Below are 17,883 nucleotides of genomic sequence, written 5' to 3'. Positions count from 1 at the left end.
AACATATACGGAAGCACCGTTGTGCAATTCGAAAGAATCGGTTACACCCTACTGGCTAAGCTGGTGGGGTGTTTTTGTGATTTGCCGTGTAGCCCTGTCAATTTCTTTAAGGACACATACTATATACCGTAACTTAAAAAAAGGAGGAGTTCATGTGAGTGAATGTGGACATGAGCATAAGGCAAAACATTTTTGTCCTTTCACATCGACGGGTGCAATTTTGGTGCTCTTTATCCTGTTGGTCATAATTACTAAAGCGTGTTGGATTTAATTTTGTGAAAAAAATTGTGGGATAATACTACTTCACTTGACTTGACTCATTTTTTTAAGAATGGTAAAAAGTAGAGCCCAACAAGCGTATTTGGCAATAGCCTATACGCTTGTTGGGTTTTATCGACAGGGGAATATTTTATTGAAGGATTTCTCATATCATTCATCGAATGAATGACTGAGGTGATCAGCATGAACCATACATATAAAGTGTTAAAGTCGGATATAGAATTATTTGCAGCTGCATTAAGCCAGGTAAGAGTATATGTAGTAAAACCGTTGAGTGATGATATAGTGTAAGTTGTAGACCACCTGTTTGCCGCACCTGCGGCACAACGACTTTTTATTTTTGCATTATATGGGGAAGTGCCAGCGTCGCTGTCACCAGGCGCAAACACATGTAAAATATAGTGAATATATTTGGGTTGACAGCACATTTGGACAGCAGTATGCTTGCTAATGAAATATTGATGTCCTCGTTAGGTGAGGCTCCTATACGAACATAAGCCACTGCCCGGAAACATCGAAAGATGCCAATGGGTATAACAGGAATTGCCGGATTAAGGCTCTTCTTAATGTGGCTAAAGAACTTTGGTTCTTTTACGTCGTATAGTGCTAAAGCTCGACTTGGGGGAATCGGATATTTGTATGCTTTATCTTGCATGCAGAACGACGCCCTTCAGTTGAGCTGAGGGGCGTTTTTATTTCAATGTGTTAGGTATTGACAGTGATATGGTTCCAGTGTGATCAGTAAAATATGGAGCCCACAACATGATAATGGGAGAGGGGTTGAACCATTCTATGAGTAGTCGAAGTTCGTCTGAACCGGATCCAGAACCAGTGAGTCTATTGGCAGTCGGGTTAAAACTAGATACCGTAATTGAGTATGGTTGCTACTCCTCTCCTACGGGGTAGTATTGGGCCCGACTGCCTTAAACAAGGAGGTAGTTGACATGTCAAAAATGAATTTTTTTCAAAAAAAGCAGCAAAATAAAAATGCTGCTCATATTCAAGGCTTTGATATTGAATTGAATCAGGAAAATACTCGTCGTATTGATCGGCTAGTCGATAGTTACGAAAATAGCATTCTTTCTCATTTAGATGAAGCGTACCAAAGAACGACAAGCTGGTCAGATCGTCTTGCGGATCGGATTGCATCATTCGGCGGTAGCTGGAGATTTATTACTTATTTCGCTATCTTTCTGACCATCTGGATACTCTTGAACAGCTTGCCGTTTACTCGCTTTCATTTCGATGAACCTCCATTTATCTTGTTGAACTTGTGTTTGTCCTTTATCGCAGCATTCCAGGCTCCGGTCATTATGATGAGTCAGAACCGCCAAACTGCAAGGGATAAGCATGAATCGATTATCGACTTCGCGATCAACTACAAAGCCGAACAAGAGATTGACGATATGCAGAGCCACCTTCATCGGATCGAAGGCGAACTGATTGAGATTAAAAAACTCTTACTTGTTCTAAAACAACCGAATGAAGAACACAAATGACTCTTTGGATTATATAGAGGCCCCGTAGAAAAGTTTTCACCTGAATCGATTCAGATTAACGGATATTATTTCTTCCGTAAGCAGTTTGAATTTAGAGTAGATGTAAAGAAGGACTCCACTGGCACGTAGCCGGATAGAGTCCTTCTTGTTGTTTATTTAGTTGAATACTCGCTCACTTCAAACGTGAGTATTTTATTGAATATTACGTAGTCCTTGCGATTACTAAATGGACCTTTGTTGTTATTGTGCTTATCAATGGCAAAGAATGAAGCACCTCTACCAGCATCTTTAGCGTCATACCAAGCGATGAAGGCATTCAGTTCTTTTTTACTCAAATCGAATTCTTTATCAAATCCATTGTCCATCGTTACAGTCAGAATGGCGCGATCACCAGTTGGTTGGGAGGCCCCATCGGTATCTGACGGATCAGGCTTTGTAGATGGATCTGGTGTTGTAGATGGATCAGGCTTTGTAGACGGGTCAGGTGTTGTAGATGGGTCAGGCTTTGTAGATGGATCAGGTGTCGTAGATCCGCCCGTAGCTTGATAAGGTAAAAATCCTTCAGGAACTGGATACTTAAACTCACTTGCTCCGAAATTAGCAGTATACGTAGCAGGTGGATCTTGAGGATTTCTTATATAAGGATATATAGTTTTTCCTAATAGAGAAGGAGTATAACGTGATACCCCTTGAGAGATACCGTTTTTGTAAAAAGTCAATGCATTATTATCTAAATCTAAAGCAACCGAGATAACATCATTTGCATTATAAGTACTCCCATAATCATATTGCCCAGAACCAAATGAAGTGCTTGAAGGACCATAGTTCCGTCCCGAGCGCCCTTCATACCTAATTGGTTGTTTGGTGTCTGGACTGAATAAGCCCACTTCACCAAAACCACTTTCGAGCTTTATTTCCCAGTACCATTTTCCTGAGTTTTTACCTACATTAGCAATATCGGTTTGATTCCATTGAGGAATTGTTTTTGTTAGAGACCCATCTGACCAGGTTACATTGGCAGTTTCTGCTTTTGTAACTGTAGGAAATAATGAGAACACGGAAACTCCAATAAATAATGCTAACAAGATACTCCCAAACTTTTTGAACATTTTATTATTCATGACTTCCTCCTAAAATTATGTAATAACAAAATGAATTATAAAACTCAATTATAGGAGTGTCTAAACATTAATGTCTATATATTCAAATATAAGTTTAATTATGGATTTAAATTTTTGGAGTATAGTAAGATGCTCTACTGTTGTATATGTTGCATTTTTATTTTGTTTCGTGACAACGTACGCGATACTTCGACATGACTTTCCTAATAGTATGGAGAAGGTTTAAATACTATGGAGGTGTCATATGATAAAGGGAATCGCAAGAGGATTAATCGTATTCTTACTGGCAGCTATCTTTTCCGTACAAGGTGTTAATGCAGAACCAGTTTCAAGAAGTGTACAAGCAGCAACTGGGTATACGTTGTAGTTCCCAAGTTCACGCTATCCTGAAACTGGAGCACACATTAGGGACGCAATAGCGGCCGGACATTCTGCGGTATGCACGATTGATCGGGACGGAGCCGAAGAAAATAGAAAGGAGTCACTAAAGGGCTATCCCACTAAAAAAGGATATGACCGGGATGAATGGCCAATGGCAATGTGTGCAGAAGGTGGCGCAGGTGCTGATATCAGATACATAAGTCCTAGTGATAACCGGGGAGCAGGATCATGGGTAAGTCATCAGCTAGATAATTATGCTGATGGAACAAAGGTAAGATTTATAGTGAAATAAGGATGAGAGACTCTAATAGTTAGCAGCCAATAGAGTCTTTTTTATACCCAATAAAAAATAAATATGCAAAACAATGACTTTATCTCTTGGTACGAAAGCAAACAGGCTGGTTCTGGATCTGCATCCTATGCAATCAACAAGCACGATAACAACAAAGGACCATTTAGCAGCCGTAAGGACTACATGCTGTATGATCGTATCCTAACGTTTGAGGTAAGTGAATACTCTAAATAAAGCAATCCCCACCGGCCAATTAATCGTTAAATAGTGAAAAGCCCAGCTAATCCATTAAGGTTAGCTGGGCTTTTGCTAGACAATAAGTATGGCAACATTGCTCCGTAATAAATACCCGCTAAGCTAACGAGATAGATAAATTTTTTGGGTTGTGAAATTGTTTCCAATTTCGATCATCTCTGAATTGAACTACTTTTGACATTAAATCTTTTATCTTATCTTCGTAGGGTGACATAGCTCTTTCTCCGCTCTCTGTTTTATTTTGCTGAACTCTATTGACATCAACCGTAATAATCACAAATAATTAATTTAGATTTACTAACATTGTAATATAAATAGATACAGAAATGAGTAGATGTCTTTGAAATACGGAATAATGAATCTGCCTCTATACGTAAATGGTAGCAGCACAAACCAAAATTGTATTCATGATCTCTGTCAAAGTGAACAAGATATATTAGATAAAGGCTTTGTCACTTATATCTACTATAATCTAAAGAAAAAAACAGTATACATAGGCGAAACAAAGCATTTTTGGGTACGTCACGACCAGCACATTCATGAAAGTCATTTCAATGATGGCGAATTTACCAATTGCTTAATTGTTTACAATGCAAGCTTCTTTACCGAGTCCCATATCAAAGATTTGGAGTTCATGATAATTAACCATATGCTTGCGGAAACAGACGAAACAAAGTTCAAGATATATAACCGAAATAATGGACAACCTCAACCGCAATACAACGAGCATCACAAAGTGGAGCAAGAAGTATTTGTGAAGCTGTGGGGAAACGAATTATATAATCAAGGATTAGTACATACAAACGATCTAGAAAGAATTAGGCAGAAGATTATTTTCAAATACTCCCCTTTCACTCAACTGAGCAAACAACAATCTGATATTGAGGAAAGAGTAATTCAAGATCCTCATAATAAGTATCTAATTGAGGGTGGAGCTGGAACTGGAAAAACAGTTCTCATGATGTCGCTTATGTATAGGTTGATCAACAAAAATCCAGATATGAAGATAGGTTTGATCACTACAAGCAACCTACTCGACAAGTTTAATCGAATTTTAAAGCAACTGAATTTGAAAAATAAACTTACCTTTGTTCGAGCTGGAAAGGCTATTGAGGAAGCACGCAAGAGTAATAGTCACTACGATATCATCTTAGTTGACGAAGCACATCGTTTGCAAAGATACTACCCCAAAGGACACCCAGAATCTAAAAAACATTTCGACAAGAGTCAGCCTGAGATTAACGAAATCCACATGCTTCAAGAAATCACAGATGGACTCGTTCTCTTCTATGACCAGTTCCAGAGCATACGTCCACAAGATGTTCTTAGGGCTAACTTCATCAAGCTCACCCAAGGATATGTAAAAGAATCTCTAAGTCAACAATATCGAATCAAGGGTGACGGTTCCTTTAGTGGCAACGATTTTCTCAATGGCATCTTGTATGCTTTAGACATTGTAGATGAAATTGAATTTAATCCTAATGTCTTCGCATATCGCAACAAGGACTCTTATTTTGGAATCGTTGATTCCATTCAAGACCTATTTAAATACATTGGAGAAATTGAACTCCGTCATGCCAATACTACAAATCGTGTTATTGCTGGTTATACTAGAGAGTGGATTTCAAACCCAAAATCATCGCAAAATAAAGGAATAGACAAGTTTAATCTGCCTTATGATTGGGTTGAGAATGAAAGCAAGTGGCGATGGAATAGCCAGTATGAAAAATGGGTTGAGATTGAAAGTAGTAAGAATGAAATAGGCTCTATCCATGCCATTCAAGGCGCGGATATTGACCATGTCGGAATTATTATCGGCAAAGATATCGCTGTTGGTGAAAACGGGAAACTTAGAGCTATAAAAGGGAACTATAAAGATACTGGTGGTACTCCACTACTGAACGAATACAATGAACAAGAACTTACTAGTTTCATACTGAATATATATTACGTGCTCCTCACTAGAGGAATTAGTGGATGTAGGGTTTACTTTGAAGACTCTAAAGTAAGAGAATATTTTGAAGAGAAATTATCGTCTAAAGTCATTTAATTGTTGATATACAGCCGATCTTTAAGGTCGGCTGTTTGGACTACATCTGTAGTTGGGTTTAGCAATGGTGTGTAATCCTGATCACAGAGGGTTCTTGATACGGACTACCATACCGACGGATATGTGAATGGCTGGAATTTAAAAGCGGTGTAAAGGAGGCGAAGATGATGAAAAAGAAAACATTAATTAGTATCCTTGCAGTTCCATTAGTAGTGGTAGCTGTTTCAGGTTTTTTCTATCTAAACACAGATAGAGTTGTCGGTGCACAGAGTGAAACGATCGCAGCTGCTGACAAAGCTACCAATAGTCAGGTGGAGTATATCAAAATATCTGTTTCTTCAAGAACTTATTCCGATTGTTCTTATCAAATAAGAATTCGTGATCGGAAAAACCTAAGTGAAGTTACTGAAGATTATGTGGGAGGAGTCCTACAAAATAAAATTATAGTTTCTGAAGAGGGAAGACGAATTACTTCTATAGGGAGGGATCATGTAACGGGGAAACTTGTAGGGAACACCTGGACATTGCCCGTTAACCTGGCTAATGAAAATAAGAAAATTTTAAATATCTCTCTCATGGAAGAACAGAAAAAAGAAATGAAAGGACAAAATTGGGTGAAATCTGTGCGTCCACAATCTAATGACGCATCACTTCAAGAGGTTGTAGCAGCAACGAATCTTAAAAAAGAGACGGTAACCATTGATACTAAAACAGGGCTCCCGGTAAAGAGAGAGGTCTTTGTGAAAGATAAAGAGGGGAATTGGACAGAAGACTCCGTTAGGGTCGAGGAATATAAATATTTAGACTCCATGCCAATGAACTTGCAAAGAATGAATTATGAAGTGGAGATCAAAGAAATTACTGCTCCGATTAAAGAAGATAAATTATTAAAAGGGTAATCCGAACAGTATAAGAACAAAAAGTGAACAACAATATTAAGAGGAAAAAGTAGTACATTAAAAATCTCTGCTAACCTTAATTGGTCGGCAGAGCTTTTTTTGTTTTATTAGACTATAAACTCTGTAAAAACTGGGCTTCGTAACAACCCCGTTTTAGTCCAATTACGCATTTTAACACGAGCTCTTATACGCGGCTCTACGTAAACATACTCGCGATCCTCACCAGTTATCAGAGCTTTGGACACACCATAAAACGCCTTCTTGTGGGTCGGCGTTGCCCCCAGCTCAATGATGCCGGACGGACGCATTTTACCACTCTCATTCGGTACGCCCGCAAGCCAGCCGAAATCAGACTTACGGTACCCCGTTATAAATACGTCCGCATACGTCCAATTAATCACCTTCTGCCAGGACGGTGATCGGCGGCTAACATAGCGGCTTTCTCTACGTTTAGCGACCATACCCTCCATCTTACGTGCTTGTACCTGATTAAATAACGCAACGCCATCGCTCTCGACGTAAGGAATGACGCCGAAACTTGCGCTCGGCATAGGTAAGCCTGATGAGAAATTGAAGGAACAAAAAAACCTGAGATGTCAGGACTTTTTTTGTTCTGTGCGCTGTCGCGAATTCGACATTTTATTTCCGCGTAGTGGCGGGAGTTTTCAGTTTTCACCCGTGAGAAGTGCATTCAGCAGGTCTGAACGATTAGAAAACCACGACTGAAAGTCGTATATTGACGGGACTACCCCAGCCAGTATTCCCACGTACAATTACTATACCGTCGTCGTTCGGAACGACGTTATGGATCGTCATGGTAGCATCTCCTTGAAACGGCTTAACTTGACCCCCAAAAATACCAATTTCCGTGATCGAGACAAGTACCCTACTTGAGGAATTAACAAACCCAGTCAGGTTCAAGCGACTTTGGAACAAATACGGACCTACATTGTTGATACTAAAAATGAATGCGGTACCAGCTTTAGTTCTTAGGCGACGCGTAGGTTTCAGAATTTTTCTAGAAGAATTTACTTTTCCCATTCGAATCAACTTCCCTTCTTTTTTGATAATGTAAAATATGCTAGTTTTTATAGAATCGAAACAGACAAACGGATTGGAAAAAATGACTATCTTTATCACTAGGCAATAAAAAAAGCCCCGCGATGTCAGGGCTATGGTCTAAAACTTGATTGAAGTGACGAACGAAAAACGACGAAGAGCTGCTCATGCTGATTGCCACGCAACAAACGAAGATCAAGGAACTCCGTGAGAACGAATAGAATTACTGAGAGCTGCACGATTGGAGAAGATCCGCTGACCGTAAATTTGACGCTTTTATGGATCAGCAGATTGTTACGCCCCCAGGTGCGGCGAATAGATACTATACAGAATATTAAAACCCCGGATTGCTCCGGGGCTTTTTATGCATTACTTCTTTTTTTCAGTAATTTTAAGACCGACTTTCTCTTTTGCTTGCATTAGTTTAAGAACACCTTGCATTGTATCTTGATCTGCTAATTTGATATTCTCTTCGAAGTCATTCATATAACTAGGTTTTTGTTCATCAAGATATGAGAGTACTGAATCAAATGCTTCACTTTTCGAATAATAGGCAGTTGCCAAGTGACTCTTGGACTGTTCAAGAAGATCTTTAACATCAGAAGGCAAAGCATCTGGAACTTCAAGCTCATTATATTGTGACATTATCGATAAAGCTGTATCTTTTGCGTTCTTAGTCGATCCATATACCGTCAACACATCAGTCGCGCCTTTACCTAAGGAATCCATGTCTGATTTATATTTATTGAATACAGCTGATCCATTGTTCTCAACACCAAAAAATGTTTTCTCAAAATCACTAACCAGTTGCTGTTTCATTTTTTTATCTGCCGCTTCTTTCTTAGGATCTGGGGCAGATACGGCAGTTTCAACCTTTTCTGTTGGTGAAGGTGCCTGTACAGTTTTCGCTTCAGGTGCTTGCTTTGAATCTACTTTAGCTATAGTCTGTGTTCCTTCTCTATCTTTTAGACCTCCACTTATTCCCCCAATAACTGCAAACGCCATGATAGCCCAAAACCACCATTTCTTATATACTGGTTTATTCAATATTATTTCCCCCTATTTAACCAATATTTTTATAAAAATAGTATATATGACCTAGGAATGTTTTTCTAGTACAAAAGTTTTAGAAGTGGAAAACAAAAATCCTTGTAAGGAACGTATGTTCGCTATATAATTTGAACATAATACATCAGGAGGCTACATACATGGGAAAGAAACTTGAGGGCAATGGATTATGGGAAAGCAGTTGGATAATCATCCCTGAACATAAGGAAGCATACCTGAAGCTTATGAAAGATCGCCAACGGCGTGGTAAGCCTGAACTTGATGATCAAGAAGTGCAGCTAATTGAGCAGGCGCTCATAGTCTCTTACAACACACGTCAACCTATATCGTGGTTTTTAGCCCGTTCGATGACGAAGCACTCACAGGTGTAATCACGTCTATAAATACTGCTCGCAGGGAAGTGAAACTGTTTCGTGGCGAGGATGATTTTAGTTGGATAAAGTTGGAGGATATCATTTCAGCAAGTATCTAGCAAAAATCTAAGGGGAGTAAATATTCTACTGACGTTATTCAACAAACAAGAAATGTTCTCAACTGCCTTATCTACGACAATTCAGCCGAAGTCTTTCTAGGAGCATTTGATGCTAGTGTTTTAGCTGAGCAGATCAACCCTCATATCGCAATCGAAGACTTCCTGATGACGATGCGCTACACCCGAATCAAGTTAAAGAAAGAGGCTTACAGATTGGTACAATACTGCTACGGGGAAGCCTACTTTTACAGAAAAATCCTGATGAGCTTCAACAACATCGCGCTGGGCCAAGGTAACTTTTTTTTCGCTAACGGTCCATTTGTTGTGCAAAAAATGGACCGTTAGCGAAGAAAGAAATCAATTCAGGTTAATGAAACAATTCTATGCGCTTTTGCTTGTGTACTTGGAAAATTAACAAAAGAGGCAGGGAGATTCCTGCCTCTTTTGTTATTATTCTACGTTTGAGAAAAGCGGAGTGGACAAATAACGCTCACCTGTATCAGGCAATATGACCACGATCGTCTTGCCTTTGTTTTCTGGAAGCTTCGCAATTTGTGTTGCTGCATAAACCGCAGCCCCAGAAGAAATACCAACAAGCAGCCCTTCTGTTTTGGCAAGCAGGCGTGCAGTTTCAAACGCATCCTCGTTTTTAACTTTGAAAACCTCATCCACATATTCTTCATTAAAGTTATTTGGAATGAAACCAGCACCGAGTCCTTGTAGTTGATGTGAACCTGGAGTACCGCCAGACAGCACTGGTGAGTCGAACGGTTCAACGGCTATCACTTTTACAGAAGGTTTACGTTCCTTCAATACTTGGCCAACGCCCGAAATAGTTCCACCTGTACCTACGCCCGCGATAAAAATATCTACACCGCCGTCTGTATCCTGCCAGATTTCCTCCGCTGTAGTTTTGCGATGAATTTCTGGATTGGCAGGATTGCTGAATTGCTGTGGTATGAAAGAGTTTGGTGTTTCGGCAGCCAAAAGCTCAGCACGTTTGATAGCGCCTCTCATCCCCTCGGATCCCGGTGTTAACACAAGCTCAGCACCAAACGCAGTCAAAAGCTTACGACGTTCAATACTAAACGTTTCAGGAAGTGTAATTATAAGTTTATATCCAAGAGCCGCAGCTGCAAATGCAAGTCCGATTCCAGTATTGCCACTTGTCGGCTCGATAATAACGGAGTCTTTATTGATTAAGCCCTTCTCCTCAGCATCTTTAATCATAGCATATCCAATGCGGTCCTTAATGCTACCAGCCGGATTAAAATATTCCAACTTCGCTACCACGCTTGCCTCAATATTTTGGATTTGGCTGTAGTTCAACAGTGCTAACAAAGGAGTATTTCCAATTAATTCTGTCAACTTTTGGTGAATTTTAGTCAAAATTATCCCTCCAAACAATTTATTCATATCAATTTACTATGACATAGATATTATCACGAAGTTTTCTTCATAACCATGCCCTGTTAATTCATAGTACGGAGCGGGAACGGATGGAGACAGTCTAAGCCTAAAGTTACTACTCATAAAAAGTAGTTCAAGCTTATTCAGAACCAAGAGAGTCATTAAGAATGTATACCGTGTATCATTTTTTTATTTCGGAATAATTATCACGGTTCATAATAAACTGGCTTTTTCCTAGGATGCGTCGGAGGATAGAAATTAGATTACAGTGTACAATAAACGATAGTGGCATGAGGTAAGACAACACATACGGCAAAAGATACTACCCGCTAACCTAGTGGGCGGCGGATAATGATTTTGTATTTAGTAGAAGGCAAAAAGAGCAGTAAGGAATTAATCCTTCTGCTCTTTTTATTGGGGACAAATTGGGGACAGACTGTAGTATTTTTGTAGAATACAGTTTAAATGAGAACATATACGAACACATAAAAGCCTTGAGTATACTGGATTTTGGAACTGTATGCCACTACAGTATATTAAAAACTCATGTCTTAAAATCCTGCGGTAGGTGACTACCGTACCGGTTCGATCCCGGTCCTCGGCATTCTTGAATTATAACGGCCACATCAAAGTTAAATGAATGAAAATAATGCGAGGTTCTGTGTACCTGCGGAATACTCCGTAACAGGTACACAGAACCAACAAAAGCGTCTCACCGTTAATATGCGGAGAGGCGTTTTTTGTTTTGGTAAAATTAAGCGATCTTGTAACAGAGAGTTGGAGCCTTTCTATTGCATAAATTGTTATAATCATAGGACAACGAAATTAGGCCTTTATAATTAAATGGTAAGTAATTCCAAAAAAATGAAGGGGCCCAAAACCTTAAATCAGAATGTTGTTGTTTTTAATTAACCATTGGGAAGGTGGTTCGGTGAAGCTGATATGAATCTGACTTTTCATATGGAACAGTTAAGAGTCTGTTTTATGAATTTCATCAATTATGTATATTTTGTAATGGATGAGAAAACAAGAGACATAGCTATTGTTGACCCATCATGGGATTTATTAAAGGTAGAGTCCTATCTTCAACAATTGAATGGCGATCTCAAAGCGATACTATTAACTCACTCACATTGGGATCATATTAATTTGGTAAATCCACTCCTGGAAAAATATAACCCGCAGGTATTCATGTCAACAAACGAAATCGATTTTTATCATTTTAGATGTAGAAATTTACATTCAATTAAAGACAAGGATTCAATCCAGGTCGGTGAAACGGAAATCAAAAGTCTTTTGACCCCTGGACATACCGCGGGAAGTGTATGCTATCTTTTATCAGATCGCTTATTTACTGGGGATACAATATTCATTGAAGGTTGTGGCTTTTGTGACCCAAATGGAGGAAATCCAATAGAATTATATAATAGTGTTCAAAAAATAAAGCGAGAAATTGATGACTGTATTCAAATTTATCCTGCTCATTCATTTGGTAAAGCGCCTGGTTTTACACTCAATCACCTTATGGATGAAAATATTTATTTTCAATTTACGAGTAAGGAATCTTTTATTAAATTTAGAATGCGTCCGAACCAAAAGGGCCTGTTCGATTTCAAATGAGTCTGTATTGTGGCCCAGTTCTAATGGTGAGAGAAAATCTTGAATATAAAAAATAATACATAACGATCTATCACTTATTTGTGCCCGAGATGCTCAAGTCAACTAGAGTAAAACACTCGGATCAGTTTTTTTATGAGCCGCCAGAAACGTTGAAGCTGTATTCGAAAGATAATAAGGACTTCAAATTGAGCATTTTCAGAAAGGTTTGCGAATCCAATCATGAACTTGGCCGTTTCCAATCAACTGTGAATTGACAGGGTTTGAGTAGAGGATTATAATGGAAAAACATTATTCCAATTATATGATTATATGAAAAATAAAGGAACTTGTCTGTGGTTAATCGCTGGCGGGTCACGTTAACCATCAATGAGGGATATATCGTGAGAGATTGTAGCTTATCAAGTAGGATAAGTGAAAGGGCGAAGCTATGTATATGGGCAGTAGACATTATAGGAGATGATTTGGCAGTACGTTTTAATAGGAGATGAGTTAAGTGAGCTGGTACGTGTTTTTTGTGCGAACGGGTAGGGAAGAACAGGTCAAGCAGCTTATTAATGAGTGGTTGGATTCTGAAGTCTACAAACCCTTTATACCACTCCAAGAGAGACTCTTTAAAGTAGCAGGAATAGTAAAGAAAGAATGGGCTCCTTTGTTCCCAAGCTATGTATTTATTGAGTCGAATTTACCTGACTTGCAGTTCGTAACCAGTACAAATTCAATGATTTGCACTTCTAGTGATATCATTCGTTTATTGAGATACTCGAAGTTTGAAGCTTCAATGAGAGATTCGGAGAAACAAATGTTAGAAAGTCTATGCAATGATAGCTATTGTATAGAATCATCAACTGGAATTATTGAAGGAGACAATATACGTATCCTAGATGGCCCACTTAAAGGAAGGGGGAGTATAGTTAAGAAAATAGATAGACATAAACGACAAGCGGTCATTCAGTTAGAATTTATGGGTGATATTAGGTTAGTGAGAGTGGCTTTGGAAATTATAAGTAAGGTTTAAAGTGGAGAACTCGTGACGAGTTCATACTCCATGAGGAAGCTTTCAGAACCCATAAGGGATTTGAAGGCCTTTTTTGATTTGGACTGTTAAGTTAGTAGTTTACTAGGGGGGATATGCGTAGCCTCGTATGCAGAACAACTAATGTTGAAGCGGGAAGATGCCGTGATGAAGGCGGCCGTCAGTTTTGTCCATGCAGATTATAACGCTGACGCTCCCCTTGATCGGGAAGTTTTTCATTCGGATGAGTGTAGTTACTTCGAGAGTTTGGTATTCCATCGGCGGAAATCCAACTTTGTGCTTGGCAGGCTAAGTGCCAAACAAGCAGTTTCGGTGCTGTTAAGTGAGCCAGACCTGCGCAACGTAAGTGTGGAGTCAGGTGTCTTCGGCCAGCCCATGCTTCGAATCAAGGGTGTCCACAGCTATCAGGTGAGCATTGCCCACTGCGACTATATCGGAGCAGCTGTTGTTTTTCCCGAAGCACATCCCATGGGCATTGATATTGAGAGGATTGATTCAAAGCGAAATAAGACAATTGAAAGCCAACTGACGGCGGAAGAAAAGGAAAGAATCTCTGTCGTGCGGGGAATAGAGGAGTACTCAGCTTTATTGACGGTTTTTTGGACAGTGAAGGAGGCCCTGTCGAAAATATTGCGCACAGGTTTTACAACATCGCTGCATGTACTTGAAATGAATGAGACCAGATCTATGGATGGATACTTCCAAAGTACATTTTCACATTTTCCACAATATGCTGCCCAGTCTTACCGGTTAGGTGACTATATCTGCACGATTGTAGCACCGAGGAAGACGGAATGGAGTATGAATACTTCTCGGCTTTATGAGGAATTCAATGCAAGTTTTCATCGAAATACGTTTGTAGGTCATGCTTACTGAATACCAGGTTTGTTGAGTTTTAAATCATTTGTTTTTTAGGAGGATACCCATGCATAAGGAAGAAGTATTCGATATTGTTAAACGTTGTATTTGCGAAGTGCTTCCCGAATTACAGGATCACACGTTCGAGTATGGCGATCGATTAGTGGATTTGGGTGCAGATTCAGTAGATCGGGCCGAAATTGTAAACAAGGCGATGGAAACATTATCTCTTAATATTCCGCGTGTCGAATTGTCCGGCGTGAAAAATATAGGGGAATTGACAGATGCACTTTATGCGAAATTATGAAAAATTATGAAGAGTCTGAATTAGTCGTTACGGGGATTGGCGTGACTTCGGCGATTGGGCAGGGGAAGGCTGCTTTTGCCTCGGCGTTGTTCAAAGGGCAGCATGCATTTGGCGTCATGCAACGCCCCGGCAGAAGGGGGAAAGCTTCATTTATAGGTGCGGAACTGCCACCCTTGTCTTATCCGAAGGCATTATCCAAACGAATGTTACGTACAGCATCATTTTCGGGGCAGGTGGCCATGGTAACCCTTCAAGAAGCCTGGGATGATGCCCAATTGGATAACGTTGATCCTAGCCGTATTGGACTGGTGGTTGGAGGCTCCAATTTTCAGCAACGGGAGCTATTTCAGACCTATGAGGCCTACCGGGAAAAAATGTGCTTTGTACCGCCGACCTATGGGCTTTCCTTTATGGATACTGATTTGTGCGGGCTATGTACCGAACAGTTCGGCATTCAGGGGTTAGCTTATACCGTCGGTGGTGCATCCGCGAGTGGACAAGTCGCAATCATTCAAGCAATTGAGGCCATTCAAGCAAATCGTGTTGATGTTTGCATTGCAATGGGGGCATTGATGGATATTTCGTATATGGAATGCCAGGCATTGCGATCCTTGGGAGCGATGGGAAGCGACCGATATGCCGATGAACCTGCAATGGCGTGTCGTCCATTTGATCAGTCGCGGGACGGGTTCATCTATGGGGAATCTTGCGGGGTTGTAGTCATAGAACGGGCCGATTCTGCCGTGAGGCGTCGGGAAAAACCTTATGCCAAACTTGCAGGATGGGATATGGGAATGGATCGAAACCGGAATCCCAATCCCTCCTACGAAGGCGAAGCCCGAGTGATTAGAAGAGCTTTGGAGAAAGCAAAGCTGCTACCGGAAGAGATTGATTATATTAATCCCCATGGGACAGGCTCGGTCGTTGGAGACGAGATAGAAATAAAGGCATTACAGGATTGCAAATTGTCACATGCCTATATCAATGCAACCAAATCCATTATCGGTCATGGCTTGAGCGCGGCAGGAACTGTTGAAATTATTGCTACTCTTTTACAAATGTCGGAGTCGAGACTTCACCCTACCCGTAATTTGGAGGAGCCTATCCAATTGGACTGCAATTGGGTGAAGAATGAGTCCGTACCAGCAATTATTCACAATACTATGAATCTGAGCATGGGGTTTGGTGGAATCAATACGGCCATTTGTATGCAAAAATGTGAGTCGTGTATTTGAGAGAGGGGAACGATTATGGTTGTCGTGGGAATTGAGGCAATGAACGTTTTTGGTGGCTCTGCCTATCTGGATGTTATGGAATTAGCCCAACACAGGCAATTGGATCCTGCAAGGTTCGAAAATTTATTAATGAAAGAAAAGGCGGTTGCCCTGCCTTATGAAGATCCAGTTACCTTTGGAGTAAATGCGGCAAAACCGCTGGTGGACGCTCTTTCAGAAGCGGAAAAAAACAGAATCGAAATGCTTATCACGTGTACGGAATCAGGTATTGATTTTGGGAAATCAATCAGTACATATATTCACCACTATTTGGGGTTGAATCGGAATTGCAGATTATTCGAGCTCAAGCAAGCCTGCTATTCCGGTACTGCTGGACTCCAAATGGCGGTGAATTTTATTCTTTCTCAGGTCTCGCCAGGAGCAAAAGCGCTTGTAATTGCCAGTGATATTTCACGGTTTATTGCTGCTGAAGGCGGGGATGTCTTGAGTGAGGATTGGTCTTATGCTGAGCCAAGTGGAGGCGCAGGGGCCGTGGCAATGCTCATTAGTGAAAATCCTCATATTTTTCAAATCGATGCAGGCGCTAATGGATATTACGGCTATGAGGTGATGGATACTTGCCGGCCGATTCCAGATAGCGAGGCTGGGGATGCAGATTTGTCTTTAATGTCCTATCTGGACTGTTGCGAGCAAGCGTTTTTGGAATATCAAAAACGGGTGAAAGGAGTGGATTATAAAGATACCTTTCAGTATCTTGCCTTTCATACTCCTTTTGGCGGAATGGTAAAAGGGGCGCATCGCACGATGATGCGAAGGTTGACTCAATCCAAACCAAATGAGATTGAGGCAGATTATTTACAACGTGTTAAGCCCGGATTGGCGTATTGCCAACGGGTTGGAAATATTATGGGGGCGACTTTGTACCTCTCCTTGGCAGGTACGATTGATCAGGGTACATTCGATGCTCCAAAGAGAATCGGCTGTTTTTCCTACGGCTCAGGCTGCTGCTCTGAATTTTATAGCGGGGTTGTTATGCCGCAAAGCCAGGAACATCTGCGGCGTTTTGAAATTGAGCGTAATTTGAATGATCGCTATCAGTTAACTATGGATGAATATGAATCCCTGCTAAAAGGCAGTGGCGCCGTACGGTTCGGAACCCGCAACGCCAAGCTGGATTTTCAATTGATTCCGGGGGTGATAGCTTCCGGGAAAGGTAGACAGCGGTTGTATTTGGAAGAAATCTATGAATTCCACCGTAAATACAGGTGGGAATCATGAGTTATCAAACGATTCAGGTTCGTTTTCAAGAATCGATTTGTTATATTCGCTTTTACCGACCGGAGGCAAATAATACGATTAATAATACCCTCATCGAGGAGTGCTTGCATGTACTTACACTGTGTGAGGAGTCAGTTACGATCGTAGTTTTGGAAGGTTTGCCGGAGGTGTTCTGTTTTGGTGCGGATTTTGAGGGAATGCGTGAGAAAGTGGAAAGTGGACAAGAACATGCAATGAGTCCAGAGCCTATGTATGATCTGTGGTTAAAACTAGCAACTGGGCCCTATATCACGATTTCTCATGTGCGAGGAAAAGCAAACGCTGGCGGTGTCGGATTTATTGCTGCCAGCGATATTGTGATAGCCGACGAGACGGCACAGTTCAGCTTGTCAGAATTGCTATTCGGACTTTTTCCTGCTTGCGTTCTACCGTTTTTAGTCCGCAGGATTGGATTCCAAAAAGCGCATTATTTAACACTAATGACGCAGCCCGTTTCGGTTCAACAGGCCCATGTATGGGGGTTGGTTGATGCGTACGATGCTCAGAGTGAGATGGTGCTACGCAAGCATTTATTACGCCTCAGACGATTGAGCAAGCATGGGATTTTACGCTACAAGCGCTTTATGGATGAACTCAACGATTTGCGTCAGTGTAAACCACTAGCGTTGGCGTCCAATCAAGAGGTGTTTTCAGACGCTCAAAATCTTAAGGGCATTTTCCGGTACGTCGAAACGGGGCAATTTCCGTGGATGGATTGATGGCGTACG

Annotated in this window: 14 protein-coding genes, 3 pseudogenes and 1 riboswitch; of the genes and pseudogenes, 13 read left to right on the top strand and 4 right to left on the bottom strand. The window is 40.7% G+C overall.

The window, feature by feature from the left end; all coding sequences use genetic code 11:
* Positions 1 to 738: 738 nt before the first annotated feature.
* A riboswitch (M-box (ykoK) riboswitch) is annotated at positions 739 to 911 on the top strand.
* Positions 912 to 1,223: 312 nt separating this feature from the next.
* Positions 1,224 to 1,778 carry a DUF1003 domain-containing protein gene (locus tag KAI37_RS16735; protein ID WP_220029856.1) on the top strand — a complete coding sequence of 185 codons (555 nt, stop codon included), beginning with the start codon at positions 1,224 to 1,226 and terminating at the stop codon, positions 1,776 to 1,778.
* Between the two features lie 152 nt (positions 1,779 to 1,930).
* Here KAI37_RS16735 and KAI37_RS16730 read toward each other — a convergent pair whose 3' ends face one another.
* Positions 1,931 to 2,899, bottom strand: a complete 969-nt coding sequence (locus KAI37_RS16730) for an SPRY domain-containing protein (RefSeq protein WP_220029855.1) — start codon at positions 2,897 to 2,899, stop codon at positions 1,931 to 1,933.
* Positions 2,900 to 3,143: 244 nt separating this feature from the next.
* Here KAI37_RS16730 and KAI37_RS16725 point away from each other — a divergent pair.
* The 4 genes and pseudogenes from KAI37_RS16725 to KAI37_RS16715 all read left to right on the top strand — a co-directional run bounded on the left by KAI37_RS16725 (position 3,144) and on the right by KAI37_RS16715 (position 6,776).
* Positions 3,144 to 3,572 (top strand): annotated as a pseudogene (locus KAI37_RS16725) (NucA/NucB deoxyribonuclease domain-containing protein).
* Positions 3,573 to 3,644: 72 nt separating this feature from the next.
* Positions 3,645 to 3,806 (top strand): annotated as a pseudogene (locus tag KAI37_RS26495) (fibronectin type III domain-containing protein); the annotation flags it as partial.
* 361 nt (positions 3,807 to 4,167) lie between these two features.
* Positions 4,168 to 5,877, top strand: a complete 1,710-nt coding sequence (locus KAI37_RS16720) for a DNA/RNA helicase domain-containing protein (protein WP_220029854.1) — start codon at positions 4,168 to 4,170, stop codon at positions 5,875 to 5,877.
* A 164-nt stretch (positions 5,878 to 6,041) separates the two neighbouring features.
* Entirely contained in the window at positions 6,042 to 6,776 is a 735-nt protein-coding gene (locus KAI37_RS16715; RefSeq protein WP_220029853.1) for a hypothetical protein, read from the top strand.
* 107 nt (positions 6,777 to 6,883) lie between these two features.
* On the opposite strand, the gene KAI37_RS16710 is transcribed toward KAI37_RS16715, so the two are convergent.
* Both KAI37_RS16710 and KAI37_RS16700 read right to left on the bottom strand, forming a co-directional pair.
* Entirely contained in the window at positions 6,884 to 7,327 is a 444-nt protein-coding gene (locus KAI37_RS16710; protein WP_199767817.1) for a hypothetical protein, read from the bottom strand.
* An 877-nt stretch (positions 7,328 to 8,204) separates the two neighbouring features.
* Positions 8,205 to 8,882: a hypothetical protein gene (locus KAI37_RS16700; protein WP_071641671.1), complete on the bottom strand. Its 678-nt coding sequence runs from the start codon at positions 8,880 to 8,882 to the stop codon at positions 8,205 to 8,207.
* Positions 8,883 to 9,043: 161 nt separating this feature from the next.
* On the opposite strand from KAI37_RS16700, the pseudogene KAI37_RS16695 reads away from it, so the two are divergent.
* Positions 9,044 to 9,375, top strand: a pseudogene (locus KAI37_RS16695) (YolD-like family protein).
* 450 nt (positions 9,376 to 9,825) lie between these two features.
* Here KAI37_RS16695 and cysK read toward each other — a convergent pair.
* Positions 9,826 to 10,764, bottom strand: a complete 939-nt coding sequence (gene cysK, locus KAI37_RS16690) for a cysteine synthase A (protein ID WP_275955737.1) — start codon at positions 10,762 to 10,764, stop codon at positions 9,826 to 9,828.
* Between the two features lie 963 nt (positions 10,765 to 11,727).
* Here cysK and KAI37_RS16685 point away from each other — a divergent pair.
* From KAI37_RS16685 to KAI37_RS16655, 7 genes are all read left to right on the top strand, one after another.
* Positions 11,728 to 12,405 (top strand): MBL fold metallo-hydrolase, encoded by a 678-nt coding sequence (locus tag KAI37_RS16685; protein WP_071641667.1) that lies wholly within the window; start codon positions 11,728 to 11,730, stop codon positions 12,403 to 12,405.
* A 493-nt stretch (positions 12,406 to 12,898) separates the two neighbouring features.
* On the top strand, positions 12,899 to 13,420 hold the full coding sequence (gene loaP / locus KAI37_RS16680) for an antiterminator LoaP (protein ID WP_061828474.1): 522 nt from the start codon (positions 12,899 to 12,901) through the stop codon (positions 13,418 to 13,420).
* Between the two features lie 141 nt (positions 13,421 to 13,561).
* The gene (locus tag KAI37_RS16675) at positions 13,562 to 14,314 is read left to right on the top strand and encodes a 4'-phosphopantetheinyl transferase family protein (RefSeq protein ID WP_071641665.1); all 753 of its coding nucleotides are present in this window, start codon (positions 13,562 to 13,564) and stop codon (positions 14,312 to 14,314) included.
* 49 nt (positions 14,315 to 14,363) lie between these two features.
* Positions 14,364 to 14,603 (top strand): acyl carrier protein, encoded by a 240-nt coding sequence (locus tag KAI37_RS16670; protein ID WP_071641663.1) that lies wholly within the window; start codon positions 14,364 to 14,366, stop codon positions 14,601 to 14,603.
* The gene (locus KAI37_RS16665; protein ID WP_071641661.1) at positions 14,600 to 15,838 is read left to right on the top strand and encodes a beta-ketoacyl synthase N-terminal-like domain-containing protein; all 1,239 of its coding nucleotides are present in this window, start codon (positions 14,600 to 14,602) and stop codon (positions 15,836 to 15,838) included. Before KAI37_RS16670 ends, KAI37_RS16665 begins: the two co-directional genes overlap by 4 nt.
* A 15-nt stretch (positions 15,839 to 15,853) precedes the next feature.
* Positions 15,854 to 17,116 carry a hydroxymethylglutaryl-CoA synthase family protein gene (locus KAI37_RS16660; protein WP_071641659.1) on the top strand — a complete coding sequence of 421 codons (1,263 nt, stop codon included), beginning with the start codon at positions 15,854 to 15,856 and terminating at the stop codon, positions 17,114 to 17,116.
* Positions 17,113 to 17,874 carry an enoyl-CoA hydratase/isomerase gene (locus tag KAI37_RS16655; protein WP_071641657.1) on the top strand — a complete coding sequence of 254 codons (762 nt, stop codon included), beginning with the start codon at positions 17,113 to 17,115 and terminating at the stop codon, positions 17,872 to 17,874. Before KAI37_RS16660 ends, KAI37_RS16655 begins: the two co-directional genes overlap by 4 nt.
* Positions 17,875 to 17,883 lie beyond the last annotated feature (9 nt).

The sequence above is a fragment of the Paenibacillus sp. S25 genome (genome assembly GCF_019454085.1).
GTDB lineage: Bacteria > Bacillota > Bacilli > Paenibacillales > Paenibacillaceae > Paenibacillus > Paenibacillus polymyxa_B.
This window is presented reverse-complemented; position numbering and strand designations above follow the sequence as displayed.